We start from the raw sequence: 14,958 nt of genomic DNA on the forward strand, positions 1-14,958 counted from the left end.
GGCAAGGCGGCAAGCTTGTGAATGCCCAGGAGCTTAAATAAGTAAGCGCCTGGGTTAAACAAGTGCGGCCAACGCAGCAGCGCCCCGAAACAGGACGGGTAAATTATGCGCGCAGCTTAACGTCGATGGCATCCTGACCGCGGGTCGTGCGATGGGATTCGTGCGTATGCTGACGATCGGACACATCGAGGATTTCCTGGTTATTGACCAACTCACCCAGGGTGATGTTGTTCAGGAAACCGGTCAGACGATCGCTCAGGTCACGCCACAGCGCATGCGTCAGGCACTTGTCGCCGCCCTGGCAGCCGCTTTTACCCTGGCAACGGGTTGCATCAACAGATTCGTCAACGGCGCTGATCACTTCACCAACAGCGATACTGCCTGCATCTTTACCCAGCAGATAACCGCCGCCCGGGCCACGCACGCTGGCCACCAGGCCATTTTTGCGCAAGCGAGAGAACAGTTGTTCCAGATAAGAGAGGGAGATTCCCTGACGTTCGGAAATATCAGCCAACGGTACCGGGCCCGTTTCGGAGTTGAGCGCAACGTCCAGCATTGCGGTCACGGCATAACGCCCTTTAGATGTCAGTCTCATGTCTTAACTTAGCCTCAGACTCGCCCCTGCCCGGGGTTTTTATTAAAATTTAAAATAATGTCGCATAGCAGGGGCAAGTCTGACATTCCTGACTAAATTGGTCAACTATTTACTTGACTGTTTTAGTCAGGTATTTGGCTTTACGTGCCGTTTTGCTTAGGGGCATTCTTCGCCCGCTGAAGCAGTCGGGACACACGCAAGAAAAAATACAGTAACCCTACTGTTTTTCCTGCGTTTTCTGCTCAATTGACGCCAGAATTCCACGCAGGATATTCAGCTCCTGGCTTTCCGGACGCGCACGGGTAAAGAGGCGGCGCAACTTGTTCATGACCTGTCCCGGGTGACTTTCACGGATAAAACCGGTGGAGAGCAGCGTCTTTTCCAGGTGCCCATAGAAACGCTCCAGATCATCTACCAGCGGATACGGCGTCTCTTCATGTGCTTCCGTGCTGTCGTTTTCCTGCGTCGCCAGCCACGCCATACGGACTTCGTAAGCAATCACCTGAACCGCCATCGCCAGGTTCAGCGAGCTATATTCCGGGTTGGCCGCAATCGCGACGTGATAATGACATTTCTGGAGTTCGTCATTGGTCAGGCCAACGCGTTCGCGACCAAATACCAGCGCCACCGGCGCATGCTGTGCCTCGGAAACGCTTTTTAAGCCACACTCACGCGGGTCGAGCATCGGCCAAGGCAGTGTACGCGAGCGGGCGCTGGTGCCGACAACGAGGCTGCAGCCTGCCAGCGCCTCATCGAGGGTATCGACGATTTGCGCATTGCCAATCACATCGCTGGCACCTGCGGCCAGCGCGATTGCCTGGGAGTCCGGTTTAACCAGCGGGTTCACCAGCCAGAGGTTGGTTAAGCCCATCGTTTTCATTGCGCGGGCGACGGAGCCCATGTTGCCAGTGTGAGAGGTTTCCACCAGCACAATTCGAATATTTTGCAGCATATTTTTTCAACGGCTAAAGAATATTCGCGCATATTATCATAAAGCGAAGACATAATCCGAATTCGCTGCTATCATACGCGCCGTTTTCCGTTCTTTAACATCCAGTGAGAGAAACCGATGCATCCGATGCTGACCATCGCCGTGCGTGCTGCGCGCAAGGCGGGTAATGTAATTGCCAAACACTATGAAACCCCGGACGCTGTAGAAGCGAGCCAGAAAGGCAGTAACGATTTCGTGACTAATGTAGATAAAGCTGCAGAAGCAGTGATTATCGACACTATCCGTAAATCTTACCCGCAACACACCATTATCACCGAAGAAAGCGGTGAGCATGAAGGCACAGATCAGGATGTTCAATGGGTTATCGATCCACTGGATGGCACTACCAACTTCATCAAACGTCTGCCACACTTCTCCGTTTCTATCGCCGTGCGCATTAAAGGCCGCACCGAAGTCGCGGTCGTTTACGATCCAATGCGTAATGAACTCTTCACGGCAACCCGTGGTCAGGGCGCGCAATTGAACGGCTATCGTCTGCGTGGCAGCACCGCACGCGACCTGGACGGCACCATTCTGGCAACCGGCTTCCCGTTCAAAGCCAAGCAACACGCGGCGACCTACATCAACATCGTTGGCAAACTGTTTACTGAGTGCGCGGATTTCCGTCGTACCGGTTCTGCTGCGCTGGACCTGGCCTATGTGGCTGCGGGCCGCGTCGACGGTTTCTTCGAAATCGCTCTCAAACCGTGGGATTTTGCGGCAGGCGAACTGCTGGTTCGTGAAGCTGGCGGCCTGGTGTGCGATTTCACCGGTGGTCATAACTATATGACTACCGGCAACATCGTTGCAGGTAACCCACGCGTCGTGAAAGCGATGCTGGCAAACATGCGCGAAGAGCTGAGCGACGCGCTCAAGCGTTAATACCTGATAACCGCTTGCGGCCCGGCTGCAAGCGGTACTCTCTTTCGGCGAATCAAAAAGGCCGAAGCCCTCTTCCCATTATTTCCGCACTGAGCCACATCACAACCGATGCGGTGACAAGGATCGCCCCACCCGCCAGCGCGAGCGTCGTCCAGCCAACCTGCTTCCATAAGGCGGGGGCTTTATTCGCACTCAATTTCACCGCCAGTTGACGAAAACTGTGCACCAGTAGCGCCAGCGTCGAGATTGTCAATGATGTCCCGGCCGCCATCGCCATCGCCGAGGCAACACCCCAGCCGAAAACGCCGATCACCTTACTGAACAGCAGTACCATAATGGCCCCGGAACAGGGCCGCATCCCCATCGAGAGAATGATCATCAAACGCGCGCGCCAGTCGTCGCCCTGCTGTAGCTGTTCCGCCGTGGGCAGATGTTGATGTCCACACCCGCAGTGTTCATGATGCTCATGATGAGGCGTAAACGCGGTAAACGTAGGTTTGCGTAACAGGCCGCGGAGTTTATTGACAGCACGCCAGCAGAGCAACAGGCCCAGCACCCCCACCAGCGCGTAGCTACATTTCTCCAGCCAGAAGCTGCTTAAATGAAGCTGACGGGCCGGTAGTGCCAGTACGCTCAATACGACAAACACCAGCGTCACCGCCACCAGCCCTTGCAGTAAGGAAGAAGCCAGCGTCAGCCCAATACTGGATTTCAGGCGTGAAGGATGCGTTGCAAGCCAGGTGGTGATCACCACTTTGCCATGCCCCGGCCCGAGCGCATGCAGTACGCCATATATAAAGCTCACCATCAGCAGAGAACCACCCGCGGCGGTCGGGTTTTCCGCCACGGCCTGAATCAGAGCGCTCATTTGCCGGTTAAACGCACGCTGCCAGCCGACACTTTCACGCAGTACTTGCGGCCAGACGTGCCAGAGCCAGAAGACACCCGCCAGCGCGAGCATGATAAAGAGGGCCAGAGGCCACCACTGCCGCCAGCGCCGCAGCGGTCGGCGTGTTGTGTTAATTACGGACATTGTACCGTCACCGTCTGCGCGAACTGTTTACCCAACTGCATGTCTTCCTCCGGCGCATCCGCTTTATCCAGCGATTGTGCATAGTTCAGCACATCTTCCCCCGGCTTCGGTGTTTTAACTGTAAGTTTGCATGTCTTCTGTACGGCATCCGGCAGCGTGGCATCGCTCTCACTGGCGTAACTCATGTCGACAAAATAGGTCGGATCATAGGTGGAAAAAGTATACGTCTGCCCACTCAGCGGCTGTGGTTCTGCCAGCGGCAACACAAAGGTAAGCACGGCCTTATGTCCTTCTCTCGCAAGGCCATAGCTTAAGGGTCGATTTTGAAATTTTACTTTTTGCCCGTTATGCCAGACTTCGGTGAAGTAATGCTGCCCCAGTACATTGGCCATCACTTCCGCCGCCAGCTTTTTCCAGATCTCGTCACCCGGTTTGGCATCGCCCGCATCATAGAGGAGATCTGCGGAGGTAATTTCATCCATCGTCCAGCGCATATTCAGCCCGGTCCATTGCCCGTTATCCACCACAAGCTGCATTTTTATGCGGATGAAACTGTGCGGATGCGCCAGCGCACTGAATGATAAAAATGCGAGAAAGAGCCCAAAAGCGCATTGTTTAACTGCTTGCATGTGTTCCTCACGAGAAAAATTCTGTGATGCTCTCCGGCAATCCTGAAGGAAAGGGCTGCGGCTGCGCTTTCACCAGACATACCTTTAGCTATTCTTATCAAACAACCTTACTGGAGCCTGACAGATGACTATAGAAACGACACCGCCATCTGTGCTCTCCAGTCCGCAGCGCCGCTGCCAGGTGCTTTTGATGCTCGCACTCCCAGGGCACACTGTCACCACGGAAATCATACGTGCCATGAATGGCGTGGATGAAGAGGTCACCCGGCAGGATATTGCCGAGACCGACCATGAGATCCAGCGTTTTCATCGGCTGACTATTACGTCCCGACAGGACGGCAGCTACCGGATTGAAGGCACAGCACTCGACCAACGTTTATGCCTGTTGCAATGGCTCCGGCGTGGGCTGCGCTTATGTCCCCATTTTATCACTCAGCAGTATGCGCCAGCGCTCAAAGCCGCCCTTAAACAACAGGGGGTTGCCCGCACGCTGTATGATGACACCAATTTGCGCGCGTTGATTAACCTCTGCGCCCGGCGCTTAGAACGGTCATTTGAATGCCGCGACATTCAGTTTCTGCGTCTCTATCTCCAGTACTGCCTGCTGCAAAGTCACTACGGTTTTACGCCGGAGTTTAACCCGGTTCAGCAGGCATGGACACAGATGCGCGCAGAATACGCAGCGGCGCATGAAATCGTGCGTCACTGGCGCCGTCGTGTTACCGCGTTACCTCCCGGCAACGAACATGCCTTTCTCTCGCTGCTGTTTATGATGTTGCGTACCCCGGATCCACTAAACGACAGCCAGCAACAGGATAAACGCCTGCAACAAGCCATTACGCATATGATTGCCCGTTTTCGCGCGCTTGCCGGGCTACGTTTCAGCGATGAGCAAGGGCTGGCGGCACAGCTCTATGTTCACCTGGCACAGGCGCTGGATCGTAATCTCTTTGGAATTGGTATTGATGACAGCCTGCAGGAGGAGATTTTCCGTCTTTATCCACGGCTGGTACGCACCGCGCGCGAGGCGTTATTGGTGGTGGAAAAAGAATACGGCCTGCGTTTTAGCGATGAGGAAGCGGGCCTGGTGGCGGTCATCTTCGGGGCATGGCTGATGCAGGAAAGCGACCTGCATGAAAAACAGGTCGTATTGCTTACCGGCCACGAGCCAGAGCGCGAACAGGAAATTGAATTGCAACTGCGTGAACTCACGCTGCTGCCGCTCAATATTAAATATCTTCCGCTACAGGACTTTCAGAAACAGGGGGCTCCGCGCAATGTCACGCTGATCGTGACCCCGTATACGACCCCACTCCCCCTCTTTTCACCGCCGCTGATCCATGCGGATCGCCCGCTGACCGGTCATCAGCAGGCGCATATCCGTGAAATGCTTGAAGCTTAAGGCTGAGCGGCAACTTTCGGGCGCAAAAACAGTGCAGGCACTGCCAGTAGCGCCATCACCCAGAACAGCCCCTGATGCAGATGCTGGAATAAGAATCCGGAGAACATGGTCATCACCGCAATACTTCCGCCCATCGCGACGGCGGAATAAACGGCCTGCAGGCGAATTATCTCATTGTCTTTGCGTGCAGCGATGTAGCGCATACCGGCCAGATGGCAGACGGTAAAGGTACCACAGTGCAGGATTTGTACGACGATAAGCCACGACAGGTCGGTCGTCCATCCCATCAGTCCCCAACGCACCAGCCCACAAACAGCAGACAGTAAAAGCAAATCGCGGGCGCTAAAGCGACGGAACAACCGGTTACTAAGCGTAAAGACAACGACTTCTGCGACCACCCCAAGTGACCAGAGATAGCCCACCGTTGAAGCGGAATACCCCGCTTCCTGCCAGTAGATGGCGCTGAAACCATAGTAGGCAGCGTGCGCCCCCTGCAGTAGCGAAACGCAAAACAGGAAACGCCAGCTTTTTACGACCAGGTCGCGCCATGCCTTCCAGCCGGTGGCATCCTGATGGCGGGTATCTCCCTGCGGTAAAATCGACGGGCGTAGCAGCATTCCCAGCAGCATAGAAGCAACCCCCAGCGTCAGCATCGCCAGCACCGCACGATAATCAAACTCGCTAACCAGTTTTCCGGTTGCCGCCGAGCCAATCACAAAGGCGATAGAGCCCCAAACGCGAACCCGACCGTAGTCCATGGGAAACTGTTTCTGCCAGGTGTTGGCAAGCGCATCCGTCAGGGGAACCAGCGGTGAGAAAAAGAGGTTAAAACCGATAATCACCACCATGAGCCAGGCCACATGAGTCCCGGCCCAAAAGGCGAGCGCGAACACCAGCGTAATCAACGCAAGGAGACGTAAGGCGTTAATGAGAAGTGAGGGGTTACTGACGCGAGGTGCAATAAGCAGGCTGCCGAGGAAACGGGCTACCAGGCCTGCACCGAGCAAGATCCCGATGGTTTCCGGCGTGAGTCCTGTGCCTTTGAGCCAGACGCTCCAGAAGGGCAAAAAGATGCCGTAACTAAAAAAGTAGGTGAAATAAGCGAGCGCCAGCCAGCGCGTGGACTGCAAAACCATGATTCCCTCCTGAATGAGGCGATAGTCTGGAGGTAAATCAATAAACTGGCAAGTAACAGTTATATAACAGGTTGGGGAGGCGTGTTATTCCCTTACCGTTAGCGGATATAGGAATCCAGCACACTCAGCACCACATCAAGGTCGGCTTCACGTTTGACTTCGTCATTTTCATGAACGATATGATCGGTCAAATGCCCTTTGATAACCTCACGCATCAAACCGTTAACCGCCCCGCGAATAGCCGCGATTTGCTGCAAAACTTGTGCGCATTCATGCGGTTCATCAAGCATCTTTTTCAGCGCCGCAACTTGCCCTTCAATCTTACTCGCCCGTGCTTTGAGCTTTCTTTTATCCCGAATGGTATGCGACATAATGACCTCATTTTCGCGTCTGCTGAGTGGAAAAATCATATCACAGAACAACTGGGGGGAGTTTCTTTCTACTGGGGGGTAGTATTTTTTACCGGGGGGGAGTAGATTTAAAAGAGATAACAATTAGCGAGAATTATTCTCATGACCGATTTTGCGACCCTCTTTCAGCAGGGAAATGGCTGGTTTTTCATTCCGAGCGCCATTCTGCTCGGCGCGCTACACGGCCTTGAACCGGGGCATTCAAAAACGATGATGGCTGCCTTTATCGTGGCAATCAAAGGCACCGTAAAACAAGCCGTTATGCTCGGTCTTGCGGCTACGCTGTCTCATACGGCGGTGGTCTGGCTTATCGCGATGGGCGGGATGTTTATCAGCCGTCGGTTCACTGCCGAGGCCGTTGAACCGTGGATGCAGATGATCTCAGCGGTAATTATTCTGGGGACAGCCGCATGGATGTTCTGGCGTACCTGGCAAGGTGAGCGCCAGTGGCATGCGGGCCACCACCATGATCATCACCACGGTCATGACCACCATCACGATCACCCGCATCCCCACCCTCATGCTCAAGGTTTGATTTTCCAGCCTGCACAAGCCGCCAGCCTGAGCCTGCGCCAGCCGGTGATCTTCTCTGCGCGAAAAGTGGAGAAACAAGAAGAGTATCGTGACGCGCACGAACTGGCCCATGCCCGGGATATCGAGCGCCGCTTTAACGGCACAAAGGTGACCAACGGGCAAATTCTGCTGTTTGGCCTGACTGGAGGACTCATTCCCTGCCCGGCAGCGATTACCGTGCTGCTGATCTGTATTCAGCTTAAGGCGTTAACGCTGGGCGCTACGATGGTGGTGTGTTTTAGCATCGGTCTGGCATTAACCCTGGTTGCGGTAGGCGTGGGAGCGGCAGTGAGTGTGCAGCATGCGGCGAAACGCTGGTCAGGATTCAATACTCTTGCGCGGCGCGCGCCCTATTTCTCAAGCGTATTGATTGCACTGGTAGGGATTTATATGGGCGTTCACGGCTATTTCACCCTGCGATAAGGCAAAAAAATGCCCGCAAGATGCGGGCATTTTTGTATGCTTTCAGGGCTTATGCATAAACCGGGAAGCGTGCGCAGATATCCAGAACTTTACCTTTGACGCGCTCGATAACCGCTTCATCATTGATGTTGTCCAGCACATCACACATCCAGCCAGCCAGCTCTTTCACTTCCGCTTCTTTAAAGCCGCGGCGCGTTACGGCCGGGGAGCCGATACGGATACCGGAGGTGACGAACGGGCTCTTCGGATCGTTCGGCACGCTGTTTTTGTTAACGGTGATGTTGGCGCGGCCCAGCGCAGCGTCTGCTTCTTTACCGGTCAGGTTTTTGTCAACCAGATCCAGCAGGAACAGATGGTTTTCCGTACCGCCGGAGACCACTTTGTAGCCACGGTTCAGGAACACTTCCACCATTGCTTTCGCGTTCTTAGCAACCTGCTGCTGGTAGACTTTGAACTCTGGCTCCATCGCTTCTTTCAGCGCGACGGCTTTCGCGGCGATGACGTGCATCAGCGGGCCGCCCTGTGCGCTTGGGAACACAGCGGAGTTCAGTTTTTTGTACAGCTCTTCGTTACCGCCTTTCGCCAGGATCAGGCCACCGCGCGGACCCGCCAGGGTTTTGTGCGTGGTCGTCGTGACGACGTGAGCGTGTGGAACCGGGTTCGGGTAAACGCCTGCCGCAATCAGACCGGCAACGTGCGCCATATCAACGAACAGGTATGCGCCGATGCTGTCTGCGATTTCACGCATTTTTGCCCAGTCAACGATACCGGAGTAAGCAGAGAAACCACCGATAATCATCTTCGGTTTGTGTTCCTGAGCCTGCTTCGCCATGTCTTCATAGTCAATTTTACCGGACTCATCGATACCGTAAGGGATGATGTTGTACAGTTTACCGGAAAAGTTAACCGGGGAGCCGTGAGTCAGGTGGCCCCCTTGCGCCAGGTTCATACCCAACACGGTATCGCCCGGCTGCAGCAGCGCGGTGTAGACCGCAAAGTTAGCCTGAGAACCGGAGTGCGGCTGTACGTTCGCGTAGTCAGCGCCGAACAGCTCTTTTGCACGGTCGATAGCCAGTTGTTCAACGATATCGACATACTCGCAACCGCCGTAGTAGCGTTTGCCCGGATAACCTTCGGCATATTTGTTGGTCAGCTGAGAGCCCTGTGCCTGCATTACACGCGGGCTGGTGTAGTTCTCGGAGGCGATCAGTTCAATGTGTTCTTCCTGACGTACTTTTTCCTGCTCCATAGCCTGCCATAGTTCGGCATCATAATCGGCAATGTTCATTTCACGTTTTAACATCCGCATCTCCTGCTCAGCTAACAATAAAGCAACTCAAATTTGAGGGCCCGTTTTGGGGAACGGCTCACAGTATAACTGATTCATATCGCGATAACAGGTCTTGACAAAGGTTTTTACGCAAACGATTGGCTACGCGCCAGACAAGGGTTTGAGAGATAATGCACTTTGCGTTTGCAACGGAATTCTTTTCACGTTTGTGATGCAACTTCTTCACGTTGAAATTCATCGCCGCAGCCGCTTTCCTCTTTACAACCCCGCAGCCTCGCCTATAAGATGCATTTTAAATACATCTTATAAATCACCTGACAGGAAGCGACTATGCTTGACGTTCAAACCATCGCGACAGTGAAAGCCACCATTCCTCTGCTGCTGGAAACCGGTCCAAAACTGACCGCCCATTTTTATGACCGGATGTTTACGCACAATCCCGAGCTCAAAGACATTTTCAACATGAGCAATCAGCGTAACGGCGATCAGCGCGAAGCGTTGTTCAACGCTATTGCGGCCTATGCCAGCAACCTTGATAACCTCGCCGCGTTACTGCCAGCAGTGGAAAAGATTGCCCAAAAACACACCAGTTTTCAGATCCAGCCTGCGCAATACGACATTGTCGGCCATCATCTGCTGGCGACCCTTGATGAGATGTTCAGCCCAGGCCAGGAAGTCCTCGACGCATGGGGGAAAGCTTACGGGGTATTGGCTGGCGTCTTTATTCAGCGAGAAGCGCAACTGTATGATGAAAATGCGAGCAAAACCGGCGGCTGGGAAGGAACGCGCCCGTTTCGTCTGGTGGAAAAAACCGGGCAAAGCACGTTAATCACCAGTTTTGAATTCGCCCCTGTTGATGGGCAACCCATTGCTGATTTCCGTCCGGGGCAATACATCGGCATCTGGCTCAAACCGGAAGAATTTGCTTATCAGGAAATCCGCCAGTACTCCCTGACACGCGCCCCTGACGGTAAACATTATCGTATTGCGGTTAAACGTGAAGAAGGTGGGCAGGTCTCAACCTGGCTGCATCAGCGCGCGCAGGTCGGCGACGTGGTACATCTGGCGGCCCCGGCAGGCGACTTCTTTATGAATGTCGAGGGCAACACCCCGGTCACGCTCATCTCCGCAGGCGTTGGCCAGACACCAATGCTGGCGATGCTCGATACACTCGCCCGGGCTGGACATAAAGCCCAGGTAAACTGGTTTCATGCAGCAGAAAATGGCGATGTTCACGCCTTTGCCGATGAGGTGAAAACACTGAGCAGCAAACTGCCTCGCGTGACGTCTCATGTCTGGTATCGCGCACCTACCCATTTTGATAAACAGGCGCAGGCCTTTGATAGCGAAGGGTTGATGGATTTGAGTAAGCACGAGTCAGCATTCAGCGATCCGGCCATGCAGTTTTATCTTTGTGGCCCGGTGGCGTTTATGCAGTTTGCCGCGAAGCAACTGGTCGGGCTGGGGATGAAGGCAGAGAACATTCATTACGAATGTTTTGGCCCGCACAAGGTGCTGTAAGAGCAGGAGGAATAGCCCTCACCCGCCAGGGTGAGGGAGAGGATCAGATAGCCGCGTCGTCTTCTTCACCGGTACGGATACGTACCACGCGGGCAACATCAAAGACAAAAATCTTACCGTCGCCGATTTTGCCGGTCTGGGCCGTGCGGATAATGGTATCTACGCAGGTCTCAACGATATCATCGGTGACAACGATTTCGATTTTTACTTTCGGCAGAAAGTCCACCATGTACTCTGCACCACGGTACAGTTCGGTATGGCCTTTCTGGCGACCAAACCCTTTCACTTCGGTCACCGTCATCCCGGTAATGCCGACTTCGGCCAGCGCTTCACGCACGTCATCCAGTTTGAAAGGTTTAATAATTGCATCAATCTTTTTCATGGTTGGTCCTTAAAAACGCTTGCCAGTAAGCTACTTCGTAATCGGTTGCTCACACTACCATATTCACTACGCCATTACTCTTTAAAGTCGTTGGCATCCAGTTCATGGCGCGAGAGCAATTTGTAAAATTCAGTACGGTTGCGCCCGGCCATCCTCGCCGCGTGGGTGACGTTACCTTTGGTGATTTGCAGCAGCTTGCGCAGGTAATTGAGTTCAAACTGATTCCGTGCCTCAACAAACGTGGGCAGGGCCGTGTTCTCACCTTCCAGCGCCTGCTCAACCAGCGCGTCGCTGATGACCGGCGATGAGGTCAGCGCTACACATTGCTCAATGACGTTGACCAGTTGGCGCACGTTACCCGGCCAGCCTGCGGTCATCAGCCGTTTCATCGCATCGGTGGAAAAAGCGCGCACAAAGGGTTTATGTCTGTCAGCCGCCTGACGCAACAGATGGTTGGCCAGCAGCGGGATATCCTCCGCACGTTCCGCCAGCGCCGGGATTTTGAGGTTAACCACATTCAGACGATAAAACAGGTCTTCACGAAACTCGCCGCGCGCCATCGCTTTGGGCAGGTCGCGGTGGGTCGCGGAGATAATCCGCACATTGATGTCGATATCACGGTTGCTGCCGAGCGGCCGGACTTTGCGTTCCTGCAACACACGCAGCAGTTTAACCTGTAGCGGAATGGGCATATCGCCGATTTCATCAAGAAACAGCGTACCGCCTTCTGCCGCCTGAAAGAGCCCCTCACGGCTGCTGACCGCGCCGGTAAAGGCACCGCGAGCGTGACCAAAGAGTTCAGATTCCAGCAACTGCTCCGGTAACGCGCCACAGTTGATGGCGATAAAGGCATTTTTGCTGCGTGGACTGGCATTGTGGATCGCCTGCGCCAGGATCTCTTTCCCGGTCCCGCTCTGGCCGTTAATCAGCACGCTGACATCAGACTGCGCCACCATTCTCGCCTGCTCAAGCAGGCGCAGCATGACCGGGCTGCGGGTAATGATCGTATCGCGCCACTGATCGTCTGAGGCGGGTGCAGAGTGCTCCAGCGCATCATCAATCGCCTTGTACAATGCATCTTTATCGACCGGCTTGGTCAGGAAGCTGAATACCCCCTGCTGCGTTGCGGCGACCGCATCCGGAATGGAACCATGTGCGGTGAGAATAATGACGGGCATACCCGGCTGCACCTTCTGGATCTCCGTGAACAGTTGCATACCGTCCATCTCATCCATACGCAGGTCGCTGATGACCAGGTCCACTTTCTCGCGAGCCAGCACGCGAAGCCCCTCCTGCCCGCTCTCAGCAGTGACAATACTGTAGCCTTCACTGGTCAGGCGCAAACCGAGCAGTTTTAACAGACCCGGATCGTCATCCACCAGCAGCAGATGGGCAGGTTTTCGGCTGGTCATGGTTTCACGTCCTCTTGTTTCGTTTCGGTCCTTGCGGGGCGCGCGCTATCCGGTAGATCATTGCCCGCCGGTTTGCGACTGGAGAGTCGACGTTCTATATCGGTCAGGTTTTCCAGTTTGCGCGTGGTCGTGTCCAGTTGCTCACGCAGAAATTGTTGCTGCTGGCGTAAGGTATCCAGCTCGGCATCCGTCGACTGCTGGAGCTTGCCATAACGACCACGCTCTTCTGCAAGCTGGAGCTGTGATGTCTGACCGTCGCGCCAGAGCTGGTAAAGCGGACGCACAGGTGCAGGAATTTGCGGGCTTAACACATCAAGACGCGTGATATTCTCACGCCGTTCCAGTGGGGTAATTTTCGCACTCGACAGTAAAATGCCGCGCTTAAAGGCGTCCTGCCACGTATCGTCGGGCCAGACGCGCGCCTCAGCACGCGCTTCTGCAGGCGCCAGGCGCCCGGCGCAATCCATACTGCGCAGCCAGAATAGCGGGTTGGTATCGAAAGCCTGGCCGGTTAATGACCAGATATTACCGCAGTCCGTCAGCAGGAAATCGGCCAGTTGATGTTCCGGAAGCTGCTCTTCGAATTTTTCATGTACAGCATGCTCAGGCGTCTGGGATACACAACCTGCCAGCAGCAGGCAGGGCAATGCACGAAGCATTTTCTTAGGCAACAACACCGCGCCAGCCACGCGGGAAAAAACGTGCGACATACTCACCTGATTTCGCTTCATTTGTTGGATTTTTCCGACGCATTAAGCGGTAGCTCAATGCGAAAACAGACATCTGCATGATCGACGTCCACCAGATGCAACTCGCCGTGCATACGGCGAACACAGTCTCTGGCGATGCTTAACCCCAGGCCACTCCCCTTCACAGCGCCTTTTCGCTGATGGCTCCCCTGGAAAAAGGGTTCAAAAATCATACTGCGTTCCGCCTCAGGAATCGGCGTACCGGTATTGGATACCTCAATACGCAGCCGCGAGCCTGCAAGATAGCTGTGAATATAAATGTTACCGGATTCAGCCCCATAGTGCACCGCGTTCGAATAAAGATTATCCAGCACGCTCATCAGCAACATCGGCTCAGACCAGCATGAAGCCGCATCCAGCACAACCTCGGTATGCATCATTTTAGCTCGCGCGGGCAAACTGTGAGCCGTAAGAACCATATCCACCAGCGGCTCGATCTCAACGTCTTCGAGTTCAACCGCGCCATCCGCCAGTTTCCGGTTGTAGTCGAGTAATTGTTCAATCAGTTTTTGCAGATTACGGCTGCTGTCATCGAGAATAGCCACCACCTCTTCCTGCTCCACTGTTAACGGCCCGACGACCTGATCGGCAAGCAGTTCGGTCCCTTCACGCATACTGGCAAGCGGAGTTTTCAGTTCATGAGAGATATGACGTAAAAATTGATGACGCTGAGATTCAAGCCAGGAAAGGCGTTCACTTAGCCAGATGATGCGTTCCCCCACATAGCGCAACTCACGCGGGCCTTTAAAGACTACCGTATGCCCAAGGGAGCGCCCTTCCCCCAACCGGTTGATCATCCGTTCAATGCCCTTCACCGGGCCGATAATCATCCGTGTAAACAGCAGCACCATCGCGAGGCTAACCAGAAACAGCACCAGTGCCTGCCAGCCGAAGAACTGACCGCGCTCGGCAATTTCCTGCTGCAACTGCTGTCCACGGGAGAACACCACCTGCCGCGTTGACTGCACCATCTCGGTATTCGCCGCCGCAAAGGCTTCGAGTCGTGCGGACGCCTCTGCGGTTGGGCCACTGCTTTTGCACTGTAACTGAGCGAGATCGTTCAAATCCTGACGCAGCGCCTGGTAGAGTTTTTCGTCCGGCAACACGCCTGCATGGGCATCCAGCATCTCGCTGTAGCGTTTACGTTGGCTCTGATACACCTTTGACAGGGTTGCGTCGTCCAGCACGCAGTACTGACGGTAACTGCGTTCCATTTCCAGCGCGGCATTGGTCATCGCCTCGCTGCGTCGGGCATCGATAAGCGTTGTGCGATTCGTTTGTGCCGCCTGGGCGCTCAGGGCATTCAGGCTTTGCCATGCCTGCCAGGCAAGCACCAACAAAGGCAATAAGATCAGTAAGAACGCCATCATAACGACCTGGCGTAGGGAGCGGGGAAAAATGGGCCAGCGTTTCAACGCAATACTCTCGCAAATCGGGTTTAACAGGATGCTAGCTGAGTAATGTGCTACGGGGAAGCCAGAAAAAGCAAAGCCGGGTATAAACCCGGCTTTGCTTAGAAATTAGGCGGT

Annotated in this window: 15 protein-coding genes; 4 read left to right on the top strand and 11 right to left on the bottom strand. The window is 54.5% G+C overall.

The annotated features are described in order from the left end of the window. Positions 1-103 precede the first annotated feature (103 nt). Complete coding sequence (gene iscR / locus IP582_RS18900; RefSeq protein ID WP_039079652.1) at positions 104-595, bottom strand: Fe-S cluster assembly transcriptional regulator IscR; 492 nt, start codon at positions 593-595, stop codon at positions 104-106. A 217-nt stretch (positions 596-812) separates the two neighbouring features. Beyond that, positions 813-1,547: a tRNA (cytosine(32)/uridine(32)-2'-O)-methyltransferase TrmJ gene (trmJ, locus tag IP582_RS18905; protein ID WP_193794101.1), complete on the bottom strand. Its 735-nt coding sequence runs from the start codon at positions 1,545-1,547 to the stop codon at positions 813-815. A gap of 117 nt (positions 1,548-1,664) precedes the next feature. On the opposite strand from trmJ, the gene suhB reads away from it, so the two are divergent. Next, a complete protein-coding gene (gene suhB, locus IP582_RS18910) occupies positions 1,665-2,468 on the top strand; it encodes an inositol-1-monophosphatase (protein WP_039079650.1) in 804 nt (267 codons plus the stop codon). 52 nt (positions 2,469-2,520) lie between these two features. Here suhB and IP582_RS18915 read toward each other — a convergent pair whose 3' ends face one another. Together IP582_RS18915 and IP582_RS18920 are read right to left on the bottom strand one after the other, a co-directional pair. Continuing rightward, positions 2,521-3,501, bottom strand: coding sequence for a nickel/cobalt transporter (locus IP582_RS18915; RefSeq protein ID WP_193794102.1), 981 nt, complete (start codon positions 3,499-3,501; stop codon positions 2,521-2,523). Further along, the gene (locus IP582_RS18920) at positions 3,492-4,130 is read right to left on the bottom strand and encodes a DUF1007 family protein (protein ID WP_039079648.1); all 639 of its coding nucleotides are present in this window, start codon (positions 4,128-4,130) and stop codon (positions 3,492-3,494) included. The genes IP582_RS18915 and IP582_RS18920 overlap by 10 nt, the downstream gene beginning before the upstream one ends. 124 nt (positions 4,131-4,254) lie before the next feature. Here IP582_RS18920 and csiE point away from each other — a divergent pair, with 124 nt between their 5' ends. Further along, positions 4,255-5,532: a stationary phase inducible protein CsiE gene (csiE, locus tag IP582_RS18925; RefSeq protein ID WP_193794103.1), complete on the top strand. Its 1,278-nt coding sequence runs from the start codon at positions 4,255-4,257 to the stop codon at positions 5,530-5,532. On the opposite strand, the gene IP582_RS18930 is transcribed toward csiE, so the two are convergent. Both IP582_RS18930 and rcnR read right to left on the bottom strand, forming a co-directional pair. Beyond that, positions 5,529-6,668 carry a 3-phenylpropionate MFS transporter gene (locus tag IP582_RS18930; protein ID WP_193794104.1) on the bottom strand — a complete coding sequence of 380 codons (1,140 nt, stop codon included), beginning with the start codon at positions 6,666-6,668 and terminating at the stop codon, positions 5,529-5,531. The two genes, csiE and IP582_RS18930, sit on opposite strands and share 4 nt — an antisense overlap. A 98-nt stretch (positions 6,669-6,766) precedes the next feature. Then, positions 6,767-7,039 carry a Ni(II)/Co(II)-binding transcriptional repressor RcnR gene (rcnR, locus tag IP582_RS18935; RefSeq protein WP_039079645.1) on the bottom strand — a complete coding sequence of 91 codons (273 nt, stop codon included), beginning with the start codon at positions 7,037-7,039 and terminating at the stop codon, positions 6,767-6,769. Positions 7,040-7,180: 141 nt separating this feature from the next. Between rcnR and IP582_RS18940 the strand changes: the two genes are divergently transcribed. Then, positions 7,181-8,074 carry a nickel/cobalt efflux protein RcnA gene (locus IP582_RS18940; protein ID WP_193794105.1) on the top strand — a complete coding sequence of 298 codons (894 nt, stop codon included), beginning with the start codon at positions 7,181-7,183 and terminating at the stop codon, positions 8,072-8,074. Between the two features lie 49 nt (positions 8,075-8,123). On the opposite strand, the gene glyA is transcribed toward IP582_RS18940, so the two are convergent. Continuing rightward, on the bottom strand, positions 8,124-9,377 hold the full coding sequence (gene glyA / locus IP582_RS18945; RefSeq protein WP_039079643.1) for a serine hydroxymethyltransferase: 1,254 nt from the start codon (positions 9,375-9,377) through the stop codon (positions 8,124-8,126). Between the two features lie 318 nt (positions 9,378-9,695). Here glyA and hmpA point away from each other — a divergent pair, with 318 nt between their 5' ends. Then, positions 9,696-10,886, top strand: coding sequence for an NO-inducible flavohemoprotein (gene hmpA, locus IP582_RS18950; protein ID WP_193794106.1), 1,191 nt, complete (start codon positions 9,696-9,698; stop codon positions 10,884-10,886). Positions 10,887-10,929: 43 nt separating this feature from the next. On the opposite strand, the gene glnB is transcribed toward hmpA, so the two are convergent. The 4 genes from glnB to qseE all read right to left on the bottom strand — a co-directional run bounded on the left by glnB (position 10,930) and on the right by qseE (position 14,844). Then, positions 10,930-11,268: a nitrogen regulatory protein P-II gene (glnB, locus tag IP582_RS18955; protein WP_024549981.1), complete on the bottom strand. Its 339-nt coding sequence runs from the start codon at positions 11,266-11,268 to the stop codon at positions 10,930-10,932. 74 nt (positions 11,269-11,342) lie between these two features. Continuing rightward, positions 11,343-12,680 carry a two-component system response regulator GlrR gene (glrR, locus tag IP582_RS18960; RefSeq protein WP_039079641.1) on the bottom strand — a complete coding sequence of 446 codons (1,338 nt, stop codon included), beginning with the start codon at positions 12,678-12,680 and terminating at the stop codon, positions 11,343-11,345. Then, the gene (gene qseG / locus IP582_RS18965) at positions 12,677-13,411 is read right to left on the bottom strand and encodes a two-component system QseEF-associated lipoprotein QseG (protein ID WP_193794107.1); all 735 of its coding nucleotides are present in this window, start codon (positions 13,409-13,411) and stop codon (positions 12,677-12,679) included. Before qseG ends, glrR begins: the two co-directional genes overlap by 4 nt. Next, positions 13,408-14,844, bottom strand: coding sequence for a two component system sensor histidine kinase QseE/GlrK (qseE, locus tag IP582_RS18970; RefSeq protein WP_193794108.1), 1,437 nt, complete (start codon positions 14,842-14,844; stop codon positions 13,408-13,410). Before qseE ends, qseG begins: the two co-directional genes overlap by 4 nt. Between the last annotated feature and the right edge of the window lie 114 nt (positions 14,845-14,958).

This window comes from Citrobacter sp. BDA59-3, from assembly GCF_015167655.1.
GTDB classification, from domain to species: Bacteria; Pseudomonadota; Gammaproteobacteria; order Enterobacterales; family Enterobacteriaceae; genus Phytobacter; species Phytobacter diazotrophicus.